Here is a 12947-nt window from a genome sequence, read left to right on the forward strand (position 1 = left end):
GGTGCAGCAATTCACGATCAAGCCGGAGGACCCGGACGATTGGTGGGAGGTCGAGGCTTTGTACGACCTGTGCTTTGCGCCTGGGCGCGAGGCGCTGTCCTCGTACCGGTTGCGCGATGATGTTCCGCCGGTTGAGGGCTTGTCTCTAGTGGCCCGAGATGGTGAGGGCATTTTGGCGGGGGCGATCCGGTTCTGGCCCGTTCATGTGGGGACCTTCGATGCGTTGTTGCTGGGGCCGGTGGCCGTGCACCCCACCCATCAGGGGGAGGGCTTGGGCGGTTTCCTCATACACGAGGGCTTGCAGGCAGGTCTTACCAGAGGATGGGAGCGGGTGATGCTGGTGGGCGATGCACCTTATTACAGTCGTTTCGGCTTCGCCCGCCTGACCGGAGTTGAGATGCCGCCGCCCACCAATCCCGAACGGGTTCTGGGTGCTGAGCTTGCCTTGGACGCGTGGACGGATGTCAAAGGTCCTGTAACGCGTTGGGACCGATGAGCTATTGAAAAAACGGGGCATAGTGCCGATCTTTTTAGGACAGGAGGGCACGCATGCAGAACGTTGTTCTTGTCGAAAAACTGGATGCCGAGGCAGAGTTGGACCGGCTGGCCGGGTACTACCGCTCGGCGGGTGGGCCGGGTGTTCGGTTGCTCAACAGTCTGGGCGGATCTGCGGAAACCTTGCTGGATCAACTGCCCCCGTCAGTGCGAGAGGCGTTGACTGGCGCAACCGAGCAGGCGCTTTGGCTGGCCATGCATGCCGCCGAAGGGTCGCGCAGGGCGGTGCCGGATCAACGACCTTGGGTGAATACGGCTGTGACCACGGCCATGGGCGCAGCAGGCGGTGTGGGCGGAGTGTCGACCTCTTTGGTGGAATTGCCCGCAACGACCACGATGCTGTTGCGCGCCATACAAGGTGCTGCGGCACGAGAAGGGTTTGACCCATCGGAAGACGGTGTGAAATTCGATTGTGTGCAGGTTCTGTCCGCGGCGGGTCCGCTGTCCTTCGACGATGGTGCGGATTTCGGGTTTTTTTCAGCTCGGATGACGTTGACCGGACCGGCCCTTCAAAAGCTGATCGCCACCGTCGCGCCGAAACTGGCGGTGGTGCTGGGGCAAAAACTCGCCGCGCAATCCGTACCTGTTTTGGGGGCGCTTGCTGGGGGTGGGACGAATTATGTCTACACACGCTATTACCAGCGTATCGCCCGCGTGCATTTCGGTTTGCGCCGATTGGCCAGTGATGCCGATATCCCGCATGACGATCTTGTGCGAAAACTGGCCGCACGCATGTGACGCTTGGTGGAGTTCGCCAAGTATGGTAGTGGTTCTGCGACGACCCTCTAAATAAGTACAAAAACCAAAGCTTTGGGCGTCGCAGGCGTTGAAAGGGGCACAGGGCATGAGCAGGCTATGGCGGTATCAACCGCCGGAATCGGACAGGATTCCGGTTCTACAACAATCCGCCGCATTGTGTTACCGTTTACGTGCGGGCGCCCCCGAAGTTTTGCTGATCACAACTCGTAGGTCGGGCCGCTGGATTATTCCCAAGGGCGGATTGATCAAGGGGATGTCTTCGTCCGAGGCAGCGCGGCAGGAAGCCTGGGAAGAAGCGGGCGTGCGTGGGGTCTGTTCGGCTGAGATGATCGGGCGGTACACGCACATAAAACAACGGCGCAAAAAAGGAGCGGTCCTTTGCCTGGTGGATGTATTTCCGCTGATAGTAGTGTCCTTATCGGAGCGCTATCCCGAATGCGGTGATCGTGAGCGCGCATGGTTTTCGATGCAGGAAGCGGCAGCGCGGGTGGATCAGCCTGAACTCGCCCAAATGTTACGGCAGGTGGCAACGCAGTCGCATTGATCTGCAGACTGGGGCTTGTCATTGTTTTGATGGTCAGTATCTATTCGGCAATCGCAATCTGGACGGATCATGATTCAATACGCCTTGAAATGCAGCCAGGGCCACGCGTTTGACAGTTGGTTCCAATCGGCCGCCGCTTACGACAAGCTTGCCGGGGCAGGCATGGTGGTCTGTGCCATCTGTGGCGACGCTTGCGTTGAAAAGGCGATCATGACCCCGCGTGTGCGCCCAGCCCGAAAGGTCGAGGCGCGCAACGAAACACCTGCCAAGGAAGAAAACCCGGTCGAGATGTCGGTTCCACCCGCCGAGCTTGAGAAGGCGCTGTCCGAGTTGCGGCGCAAGGTCGAGGAAAACTCGGACTACGTGGGTAAGGATTTCGCGTCCGAGGCACGCAAGATGCATTTGGGCGATGCCCCAGAACGGGCTATCTATGGTGAAGCCAAACCCGAAGAGGCCAAGGCCCTGATTGAGGACGGCGTTCCTGTCGCGCCCTTGCCCTTTATCCCCAGCCGCAAAAGCAACTGATCCTAAGTTTACCGAGGGGCCAACGCCGCCGTGGGGATTTCGTAGACCTCGCCGGGGTCAACGAAGATCACCATGACGTTTCCCTGCGTCTCATAGCTGAGGCGCGCGGCGGAATCGGTGGATTCTGGGATGCCGTCGGCGAAATAGATGTTGCGTACCTCGCCATTGCCCATGCCAACTGCCAGAGTTATCCGTCCATCGTCGCGATGGCGCAGCTCGGCGTTGCAGCTGCGCAGCGGTTCACCCGCATTGGTGGCACAGGGTACGGTTCCAAGCGCGTTCTGCCCATCTGTTGCGGCAAGCGAGGCTTGCTGAGCCAAAGCGGGTGCGGACAACAAGACAAAAGCAAGGGCTAGGCGGGGCATGGGGAACCTCTTCACAAATGGAACGGGGCCAAGCTGACACCGTGGTGGGGGGATGTAAAGCACCCGTTAGACCGCAGTGGAAAAGGTTTTGAACACTTGCCCTTGCGGCCCCCCTGACATAAGACGCTCGGGATCTGAATTCCAAGGCGCGGAGACACCAGCCCCCATGCCCGTACTCGTGATGAAATTCGGCGGCACATCTGTCGCCAACCTGGACCGCATCCGTCGCGCTGCGAAACGTATCGGCGTCGAGGTGGCAAAGGGCTATGACGTCATTGTCATCGTCTCGGCCATGTCCGGCAAAACCAATGAGTTGGTAGGCTGGGTGAACGAAACCTCTCCGTTGTTTGATGCGCGCGAATATGATGCTGTTGTGTCCTCGGGCGAGAATGTGACCGCCGGCTTGATGGCGCTGACGCTTCAGGAAATGGATATCCCCGCCCGCAGCTGGCAGGGCTGGCAGGTGCCGCTGATGACCACCAGCGCCCACAGCCAGGCCCGGATCGAGGAAATCCCGACCGAGAACCTGAACCAGAAATTCGGCGAAGGCATGCGCGTTGCCGTCGTCGCCGGGTTCCAGGGCATCAGCCCCGAAGGCCGCATCACCACGCTGGGTCGCGGTGGATCGGACACGACGGCGGTGGCCTTTGCCGCAGCTTTTGGTGCGGAGCGCTGCGACATCTATACGGATGTGGACGGCGTCTATACCACCGACCCGCGCATCTGTGAAAAGGCGCGCAAGCTGGACAAGATTTCGTTCGAGGAAATGCTCGAATTGGCCTCGCTGGGGGCCAAGGTGCTGCAAACCCGCTCGGTCGAGCTGGCGATGCGCTACAAGGTGAAACTGCGCGTTCTCTCAAGTTTCGAAGAACAATCCGACGAGGCCGGTACGCTGGTCGTCGATGAGGAGGATATCATGGAATCCAATGTTGTGGCCGGTGTGGCCTATTCCCGCGACGAAGCTAAGATGACCGTCGTGTCCGTGGCAGACCGCCCCGGCATCGCCTCGATCATCTTTACCGCGCTCAGCGATGAGGGCGTAAATGTGGACATGATCGTGCAGAACATCTCGGACGAGGGACGCACCGACATGACGTTCTCGTGCCCGACCGATCAGGTGGCACGCGCCGAAAAGGCATTGCTGGCGATCAAGGATGCGGGTGAGTTGAACTATGCCGAACTGGTCGCCGACGAAGACGTCTGCAAGGTTTCGGTGGTTGGCATCGGCATGCGGTCGCAATCGGGTGTTGCGGCCAAGATGTTCAAAATTCTCTCGGATGAGGGGATCAACATCAAGGTCATCACAACCTCCGAGATTAAAATTTCCGTCCTTGTGGACAGGAAATACATGGAACTTGCGGTTCAGGCACTGCATGATGCCTTTGAACTGGACAAGGCGGCCTGAGCGTTTCAGCCAAAGGTCTTGCCTGACGCACTAATTTGGGTGGGCCATGGCGGACGGTACCGAAACTGAATCCCGCAAGCTGCTTGGGCGGCTGCGCGAAGAGATGGCGAGCGAGGCCGCCGGTCAGGAACGTCTTGACCGGATCACCCACCTGATCGCCGATAGTATCCGGGCCGAAGTGTGCTCGATCTATCTGTTTCGCGATGAAGACACATTGGAGCTCTGCGCGACCGAAGGGTTGTCACCCGAGGCTGTTCATAAGACCCGAATGCGCATGGGTGAGGGGCTTGTGGGTCGTGTAGCTAAGTTCGGCAAAATCGTGAATACACCGAATGCGCCTGCCGCCAAGGGTTTCCGTTATATGCCTGAAACCGGGGAAGAGAGATTCTCGTCTTTCCTGGGTGTGCCGATCCAACGTCTGGGTGAAAAACTTGGTGTTCTGGTGGTCCAATCCCGCGACGCGCGGGAATACTCGGCGGACGAGGTCTATGCGCTGGAAGTAGTCGCCATGGTGCTGGCCGAGATGACCGAACTGGGTGCCTTTGTGGGTGAGGGTGCGGCTCTGTCGCCACGACACCAGCAATCGGTACAGCTGAGCGGCGGCCCGGCGCAGGAAGGCTCGGCCGAGGGCCATGTCTGGTTGCACGAGCCGCGCGTGGTGGTCACCAACCCCATTGCCGAAGACCCTCATCGCGAACGTGAGCGGCTGACCGAGGCTGTCGATGAATTGCGGGTCGGCGTCGACAAGATGCTCGAGATATCAAAGGATGGCGATACCGAGCAGTTGCAGGTGCTGGAAGCCTACCGGATGTTCGCGAATTCCAAGGGCTGGATGCGCCGGATGGAGGAAGACATCGCTCGCGGCTTGAGCGCCGAGGCGGCTGTCGAAAAGGAGCAATCGCAGGCCCGGGTGCGGATGGGGCAAGTAACGGATCCCTACCTGCGCGAACGTTTGGCTGATCTGGACGACCTTAGCAACCGTCTGCTGCGTATTCTCACCGGGCAAGGCAACACCAATGGCGCGGATTTGCCGCCTGACCCGATCCTGATCGCTCGGAATATCGGGCCCGGAGACTTGCTGGAATATGGCAGGTCGTTGAAAGGGATTGTGCTGGAAGAAGGCTCGGTCGGAAGCCACGCAACGATTGTGGCGCGGGCCTTGGCGATTCCGCTGGTTGTGCATGTGGGCCGAATTACGACCGAGGCGTTGAACGGGGATCACATCCTTGTTGACGGTGACAACGGCAGCGTCCATCTGCGCCCCGAAGATTCCGTCGTCACTGCCTTCCGCGACAAGATCGCCATGCAGGCGCAGGCGCAAGAGAGATATGCCTCGATCCGCGAAACGCCTTGTGTGACCCGTGATGGCGAGCGGATTAATCTGGTGATGAATGCGGGTCTGATGGCGGATTTGCCCTCGCTGGGCAATTCGGGGGCCGAGGGCGTAGGCCTGTTTCGGACCGAGTTGCAATTCCTGATCCGCAATCAGATGCCGAAACGGTCCGAGCTTGTGACGCAGTATCAGCGGGTTCTGGACGCGGCGGGCGAAATGCGCGTGGTGTTCCGGACGCTGGACATCGGTTCGGACAAGGTTCTGCCCTACATGAAACACGTGGAAGAACCCAACCCCGCGCTGGGTTGGCGCGCAATTCGGGTGGGGCTGGACAAGCGCGGCGTGATGCGGATGCAGTTGCAGGCTTTGATGCGCGCTGCCAATGGCCGCCCGCTGACGATCATGTTCCCATTTGTGGCACAAGCTGACGAATTCCGTGATGCCAGATGGGAGGTCAACAAGACCATTGAACGCGAAAAGCGTCTGGGTCACGTCCTGCCGGAAAAGATCGAAGTTGGAGCGATGCTGGAAACGCCCTCGCTGGCTTTTGCGCCGCAGAAGTTCTTTGATGAGGTGGATTTTGTCTCGATCGGAGGCAATGACCTGAAACAGTTCTTCTTTGCAGCTGACCGCGAGAACGAACTGGTGCGCCGCCGCTATGATACGCTGAATGTCAGCTTCCTCAGCTTCATTGAACGCATCGTTGAACGCTGCAACATCTCGAACACGCCACTGTCGTTCTGCGGTGAGGATGCCGGCCGACCGGTCGAAGCGCTTTGCCTTGCTGCGATGGGCATCCGGTCGCTGTCGATGCGGCCGGCCTCAATCGGGCCGGTGAAAAGCGTTCTGTTACGGGCTGATCTGCAATCTCTGCGCAAGATCATCGCAGATGCGCGGCACCGGGGCGAACAATCCGTGCGCCCCGCCGTCATGGAGTGGCTGCGCAATCAGGGCTAAGCGGGCAGGGTTTTTGAAACTAATTTCAAATCCGGTGTTGATTTATGCGTCGGATTTCATTAGGTCGGCGGTGAATGTTAGCGATAACATAGCTGGTAAGTCCAGTGAGTTCTGAAGGAGCCTGTCGATGGTTTCACGCGTAATCCCGGTTAATCCCTTCGATCTGGTGCTGTTTGGCGCGACCGGAGATCTGGCGCAGCGCAAGATCCTGCCCGGCCTGTATCATCGCTTCGAGGTCGGCCAGATGCCGCCCGAGGCCCGGGTGATCGGCACCGCGCGCTCGGATATCGACAGCGCCGCGTTCCGAGATCAGGTCCGCGCGTCGATGAAGGAATTCGCGCCGGAGTTCAAAAAGGATGTGCTGGATCGGTTTCTGGCACAGGTCGAATATGTCTCGGTGGATGCACTGGGGAACAAAGGCTGGCCAGAGCTAGCCAAAATGCTGCGCCCGGACGTGGTGCGCGCCTTTTACCTGTCGGTCGGTCCCAGCCTGTTTTCCGGGATTGCACAACGCCTGAACGACCACGGCGTGGCAACGCCTGACAGCCGGATCGTCGTGGAAAAGCCGTTCGGGCACGATCTGGCCTCGGCCAAGGCGCTAAACGAAGGGCTGCGCGCCTGTTTCGAGGAACATCAGATTTACCGTATCGACCATTATTTGGGCAAGGAAACGGTGCAGAACCTGATGGCCTTGCGCTTTGCCAATTCCCTGTTCGAGCCGCTGTGGAACGCCACTCATGTCGACCACGTTCAGATCACCGTCGCTGAAACCGTCGGGGTCGAAGGGCGCGGGGCCTACTACGACCAATCCGGCGCGATGCGGGATATGATCCAGAACCATCTGGTACAACTTCTATGTCTGACGGCGATGGAGCCTCCGTCGAAATTCGCGCCCAACGCGGTGCGCGATGAAAAGGTGAAAGTGATCGAAGCTTTAGAACCGGTCGACGCAAGGGATATCGCCCGAGGTCAGTACCGTACCGACAAGGGTGGCGACGGCTATCTGGACCATGTAGGAGATCCGGCCAGCCGCACCGAAAGCTACATTGCGCTCAAGGCGCATATTGGCAACTGGCGCTGGGCCGGGGTGCCGTTTTATCTGCGCACGGGCAAGCGCCTGCGAGCCCGTGAATCCGAGATTGCGGTTTTCTTCCGCGACCCGCCGCATACGATTTTCCCGAATGTTGGCCCTCTGCATGGCAACGTGCTGGTGATCCGCCTTCAACCCGACGAAGGCATTACCCTGCGCACTACGATAAAAGACCCCGGCCCGGGCGGCTTCCGTCTGTCTGATGTGGCGCTGGATATGAGCTTTGCTGAGGCGCTGGGCGCAGATGCGCGGGCACAGGACGCCTATGAGCGACTGGTCATGGACGTCATTCGCGGCGACCAGACCCTGTTCATGCGCGGCGATGAGGCCGAGGCCGCCTGGGCCTGGGTCGATCCTATCATAAGCGGCTGGGAACAGCGTGGTGACCGGCCCGCTAAATACGATCAGGGTAGTTCTGGCCCAGAGGAAGCCCTGATGCTGATGCATCGGGACGGACGCCGCTGGCGTCAGATCGGAGGGTAATCATGGTTCATTCCGTCATCACCGACGTCACTCAGCGCATTATCACGCGCAGCGCCGATCTGCGGGACCCGCATCTGGAACGGATGGAGCAGGCCAAATCCAAAGGCCCCGCTCGCGCGCACCTGTCCTGCAGTGGACAGGCCCATGCCTATGCCGGTGCGGGCGAGGATCAGCAGTCCATGGCCACCGGCACGGCAGGCAATCTGGGCATCGTCACCGCCTATAACGACATGCTTTCGGCCCACCAGCCGTTCGAACGCTACCCCGCCCTGATCCGCGATGCGATCCGCGCGGCAGGCGGCACGGCGCAGGTCGCGGGCGGCGTGCCTGCCATGTGCGACGGCGTTACGCAAGGCGAAGCGGGGATGGAGTTGTCTTTGTTCTCGCGCGATGTGATCGCGCTGGCGACCGGCGTGGCCCTCAGTCACGACACCTATGACGCTGCCGTTTTCCTAGGCGTCTGCGACAAGATCGTCCCCGGCCTGATCATTGGGGCGCAGGCGTTTGGCCATCTGCCCGCCGTCTTCCTACCCGCCGGTCCTATGACCAGCGGCCTGCCAAACGACGAAAAGGCCAAGGTCCGCCAGAAATTCGCCGCCGGAGAAGTCGGTCGCGACGAGTTGATGAAGGCTGAAATGGCGGCCTATCATGGCCCTGGCACTTGTACCTTCTACGGTACTGCCAACACCAACCAGATGCTGATGGAGTTCATGGGCCTGCACCTGCCGGGCTCTAGCTTCGTCAACCCCAACACCCCCCTGCGTGATGCGCTGACCGAGGAAGGCGCGCGCCGCGCCCTGTCGCTCAGCGCGCTGGGCAACCACTATACGCCCGTATGCCAGATCCTCGACGAACGCGCTTTTGTGAACGGGATTGTCGGCTTGATGGCTACGGGGGGCTCCACCAACCTGCTGATCCACCTGATCGCCATGGCGCGGGCAGGGGGTATCGTGTTGGATTGGGAGGATTTCTCTGACATTTCCGCCGTGGTGCCTCTGGTCGCGCGGGTCTATCCCAACGGTCTGGCCGATGTGAACCATTTCCATGCTGCGGGCGGGCTGGGCTATTGTATCGGCACTTTGCTGGAAGACGGGCTCCTGCACCCCGATACGCTGACAGTCGCAGGGCAGGGGCTGAACAATTACACCAAAGAACCCAAGCTGAAAGATGGCGAGTTGGTCTGGGAAGAAGGTGCAGGACACAGCCTGAACGACAAGATCCTCCGTCCGGCCAGCGACCCGTTCCAACCCACCGGTGGCCTGTCACGCCTGACGGGCAATCTGGGAACGGGCGTCATGAAGGTCTCGGCTGTCGCGCCTGAACACAGGCAAGTCGAGGCTCCGGTCCGCGTGTTCCACGACCAAGACGAGGTGAAAGCCGCGTTCAAGGCCGGAGAGTTCACTGGCGATGTCATCGTCGTCGTCCGCTTTCAGGGACCAAAGGCCAACGGGATGCCCGAACTGCACTCGCTGACACCCATGTTGTCGATCTTGCAGGGCAGGGGTCACAAGGTCGCGCTTGTCACCGACGGCCGCATGTCGGGCGCTTCCGGCAAGGTCCCCGCTGCGATCCATGTGGTCCCCGAGGCGCTGGATAGCGGCCCCATCGCCTGCCTGCAAGACGGCGATATCCTGCGGGTCGACGCAGTAAAAGGCGATTTGGAGATCCTGACGCCCGGCGTGCTGGATCGTAGACCCGCCACCGCCGACCTCAGCGCCAATCAGCGCGGCGTGGGGCGCGACCTGTTCGGAGCCTTCCGCCAGAATGTCGGGTCCGCTGACACTGGCGCCAGCATTTTCGGAGTGTAAACCATGTCCAAAACCCAACGCACCCGCGAGATTTGCGCACTGGCCCCAATCGTGCCGGTTCTGGTCGTCGATGACGCGGCTCAAGCACGGCCTCTGGCCGAGGCTTTGGTCGCAGGAGGCCTCCCCGCGCTTGAGGTCACCCTGCGCACGCCTTCGGCGCTCAGCGCGATCCGCGCCATGGCTCAGGTGCCGGGTGGTGTGGTTGGTGCTGGTACGCTGATCACCCCAGAAGACGTCCGCGCAGCGAAAGAGGCGGGTGCGCAATTTGGTGTCTCACCGGGTGCAACCGACGCTTTGATCGCCGCATGTGAAGCCGAAGGCTTACCCCTGCTGCCGGGTGCGGCCACTGCCTCTGAGGCGATGCGCCTGTTTGAGCAGGGCTATGACATGCTGAAATTCTTCCCGGCCGAAGCGTCCGGTGGTGCCCCCGCGCTCAAAGCGATCGGCGCGCCGCTGCCGCAAATCACATTCTGCCCAACGGGTGGTGTGTCGCCGTCAAATGCACGCGATTACCTGTCTTTGTCGAATGTTGTTTGCGCAGGCGGTAGCTGGGTCGCGCCCAAACAGATGGTCATGGACGGCGACTGGACCGGCATCGAAAAACTTGCACGTGAGGCGTCGCAGCTGATGGATTGACGCCGCGCGGGACGTCACTAAATTGGGCGTCAATTCAGACAGGTTGACCCCATGACAAACCACATCTCTCTCGCGCAAGGGCGCGAGTATCTGGCCATTCCGGGCCCATCAGTTATGCCTGACGCCGTGCTGCAAGCGATGCATCGGCCGTCGCCCAATATCTATGATGGCGCACTGATCGAGATGATGCCCGACCTGACCCGCGACCTCAAGCGCGTGGCGCGAACCGAACACAACGTGGCGATCTACATCGCCAACGGTCACGGCACGTGGGAGGCGGCACTGTCCAACGTGATCGCTCCGGGTGAGGTGGTTCTAGCCCCAGCGTCTGGCCGCTTCACCTATGGTTGGGCCGAGATGGCCGAAGGCATAGGCGCCAAGCCGCAGTTGATTGATTTTGGGACCTCTTCGCCTTGGCATTTTGACCTCATCGCTGAAGCATTACGCGCCGACGAAGCACATGACATCAAAGCCGTTTTGGCAGTGCATGTGGATACGTCGACTTCCGTGCGCAACGACATTCCGGCATTGCGTGCCCTGCTGGATGACTTAAGCCATCCCGCTCTACTAATGGCCGATTGCATCGCATCGCTCGGGTGCGACCGGTTCGAGATGGATGCATGGGGCGTCGATGTCATGGTCACCGCCTGCCAGAAAGGGCTGATGACCCCGGCAGGAGTGGGCTTTGTCTTTTTCAACGAAAAAGCCGCCGCCAAACGCGCCACCATGCCCCGCGTTTCGCAATACTGGGATTGGGTGCCGCGCGCCCAGCCTGACCTGTTCTATCAGTATTTCGACGGTACCGCGCCGACCCATCATCTCTACGGCTTGCGCGCCGCGCTCGACCTGATCCACGCCGAAGGGCTCGAACATGTTTGGGCGCGCCACGAGCGCCTTGCCACCGCCATCTGGACCGCCTGCGAGACATGGGCAGAAGGCGGCGCGCTGCACCTGAATGTAGCCGACCGCGCGCATCGCAGTCACGCAGTCACAGCGCTGCGCCTATCAGACGGACAGGGCACTCCGCTGCGCCATTTCACCGAGACCCAACTCGGCCTAACCCTAGGCATCGGCTTGGGGATGGAGGACTGGGACGGCTGCTTCCGCGTCGGCCACATGGGCCACGTCAACGCCCAAATGGTGATGGCGATGCTGGGCGGGGTCGAAACCGCGCTCGCAGCGCTGAAAATCCCCCGCGGTAAAGGCGCGCTCGAAGCCGCCGCAGCCACTCTCGCGGCCTAAAGCGCAGTTCCGCCCTTCATCTGGCTAAAAATATCCTCGGGGGGAATCGCGCCCAAGCGCGATGGGGGGCAGACAGCCCCCCGCTCGCTCACCACACGAGCCCAGCTCAGGGAAAACGCGCCAGCGCCTCAGCCAGCGCCTTGGGCAAAGCTGATGCAAACGCATCCAGATCCTTCTCTGCACCGCAACTGATCCGAACGCATCGGTTCTGAGGCGCGGCAAACGGCATCCGCACGAAAATGCCCTGCGCAACCAGCGCGTCCAGCACCGCCTTGGCAAACTCCCCGTCACGCCCGCAATCAATGGCAACGAAATTGGTGGCCGAGGGCAGGGGCTCCAACCCGTGATCCCGCGCGATGACACCAATGCGGTCCCGCGCTGCCGCAATGCGTTGCTGAACATGGGCCAGCCATTCATCATCCTGCAACGCCGCCAAGGCCCCCGCCTGCGCCGCGCGGTTCATTCCGAAATGATTACGCACCTTGTTGAATGCTGAAATCAACGCCGGTGCCCCGATCCCATATCCAACCCGCGCGCCTGCCATGCCGTGAACTTTGGAAAAGGTACGCATCCGGATCAGACGCGGGTCGTCTGCATCAACCGGGGCGGCGGTGCCCTCGGGGGCGCATTCTACATAAGCCTCGTCAAGAACCAGCACGCAGCCTGAGGGTAGCTTGTCCATCGCGGCGACTATATCCGAACCCCTGTGCCAACTGCCCATCGGATTGTCCGGGTTGGCCAGATAAACCAGCTTGGCACCTACCTCGGCCGCCTTGGCAAACAGCGCCAGAGGGTCCTCATGGTCATCTCTATAGGGCACCTTGTGCAGCACCCCTCCGAACCCGGCCACGTGGTAGTTGAAGGTAGGATATGCCCCGTCCGAAGTCACAACAGCATCGCCCGGCCCGACAAATAGGCGCACCAGATACCCCAGCAGCCCGTCAATACCCTCGCCCACAACGATATTTTCAGGCGAAACGTCATGGTGATCCGCCAAAGCATGGCGCAAGTCGTGGTTTTCGGGATCGCCATACATCCAGATCCCGGTCCGCACCATCGCCTCGATCGCACGCGGGGAGGGGCCAAAGACGCTTTCATTGGCGCCCAATCGCGCCAGAAAAGGCGCACCGCGCTGCCGCTCCTGCGTTTCAGGGCCGATAAAAGGCACGGTGGCGGGCAGGGATTGGGCAAGGGGGGTAAAGCGGAACTCTGTCATGAAGGCAGATAAACGTAAGGTCATCCGTC

General features: G+C 60.7%; 12 protein-coding genes. 10 read left to right on the forward strand and 2 right to left on the reverse strand.

The annotated features are described in order from the left end of the window. The first annotated feature begins 1 nt into the window (after position 1). From GOV79_RS15310 to GOV79_RS15325, 4 genes are all read left to right on the forward strand, one after another. Positions 2–496 (forward strand): GNAT family N-acetyltransferase, encoded by a 495-nt coding sequence (locus GOV79_RS15310; protein WP_170790408.1) that lies wholly within the window; start codon positions 2–4, stop codon positions 494–496. Between the two features lie 53 nt (positions 497–549). Beyond that, positions 550–1293, forward strand: coding sequence for an EcsC family protein (locus GOV79_RS15315; RefSeq protein WP_170790409.1), 744 nt, complete (start codon positions 550–552; stop codon positions 1291–1293). A gap of 106 nt (positions 1294–1399) precedes the next feature. Then, entirely contained in the window at positions 1400–1858 is a 459-nt protein-coding gene (locus tag GOV79_RS15320; protein WP_170790410.1) for an NUDIX hydrolase, read from the forward strand. A gap of 69 nt (positions 1859–1927) precedes the next feature. After that, positions 1928–2383: a DUF1178 family protein gene (locus GOV79_RS15325; protein WP_170790411.1), complete on the forward strand. Its 456-nt coding sequence runs from the start codon at positions 1928–1930 to the stop codon at positions 2381–2383. An 8-nt stretch (positions 2384–2391) separates the two neighbouring features. Here the strand turns inward: GOV79_RS15325 and GOV79_RS15330 are convergent, their stop codons facing one another. Beyond that, on the reverse strand, positions 2392–2748 hold the full coding sequence (locus GOV79_RS15330) for a hypothetical protein (protein ID WP_170790412.1): 357 nt from the start codon (positions 2746–2748) through the stop codon (positions 2392–2394). 166 nt (positions 2749–2914) lie between these two features. On the opposite strand from GOV79_RS15330, the gene GOV79_RS15335 reads away from it, so the two are divergent. From GOV79_RS15335 to GOV79_RS15360, 6 genes are all read left to right on the forward strand, one after another. Next, positions 2915–4153: an aspartate kinase gene (locus GOV79_RS15335; protein WP_170782841.1), complete on the forward strand. Its 1239-nt coding sequence runs from the start codon at positions 2915–2917 to the stop codon at positions 4151–4153. Between the two features lie 46 nt (positions 4154–4199). Continuing rightward, complete coding sequence (gene ptsP, locus GOV79_RS15340) at positions 4200–6443, forward strand: phosphoenolpyruvate--protein phosphotransferase (RefSeq protein WP_170790413.1); 2244 nt, start codon at positions 4200–4202, stop codon at positions 6441–6443. Positions 6444–6570: 127 nt separating this feature from the next. After that, positions 6571–8016 carry a glucose-6-phosphate dehydrogenase gene (gene zwf, locus GOV79_RS15345; protein WP_170790414.1) on the forward strand — a complete coding sequence of 482 codons (1446 nt, stop codon included), beginning with the start codon at positions 6571–6573 and terminating at the stop codon, positions 8014–8016. Positions 8017–8018: 2 nt separating this feature from the next. Then, positions 8019–9824, forward strand: a complete 1806-nt coding sequence (edd, locus tag GOV79_RS15350) for a phosphogluconate dehydratase (RefSeq protein ID WP_174839491.1) — start codon at positions 8019–8021, stop codon at positions 9822–9824. Positions 9825–9827: 3 nt separating this feature from the next. Further along, positions 9828–10460, forward strand: coding sequence for a bifunctional 4-hydroxy-2-oxoglutarate aldolase/2-dehydro-3-deoxy-phosphogluconate aldolase (locus GOV79_RS15355; RefSeq protein WP_170782838.1), 633 nt, complete (start codon positions 9828–9830; stop codon positions 10458–10460). A gap of 51 nt (positions 10461–10511) precedes the next feature. After that, the gene (locus GOV79_RS15360) at positions 10512–11702 is read left to right on the forward strand and encodes a pyridoxal-phosphate-dependent aminotransferase family protein (protein WP_170790415.1); all 1191 of its coding nucleotides are present in this window, start codon (positions 10512–10514) and stop codon (positions 11700–11702) included. A gap of 106 nt (positions 11703–11808) precedes the next feature. Here GOV79_RS15360 and GOV79_RS15365 read toward each other — a convergent pair whose 3' ends face one another. After that, on the reverse strand, positions 11809–12918 hold the full coding sequence (locus tag GOV79_RS15365; protein ID WP_170790507.1) for a pyridoxal phosphate-dependent aminotransferase: 1110 nt from the start codon (positions 12916–12918) through the stop codon (positions 11809–11811). Positions 12919–12947: the final 29 nt, after the last annotated feature.

It is taken from the genome of Ruegeria lacuscaerulensis (assembly GCF_013034745.1).
GTDB lineage: Bacteria > Pseudomonadota > Alphaproteobacteria > Rhodobacterales > Rhodobacteraceae > Ruegeria > Ruegeria lacuscaerulensis_B.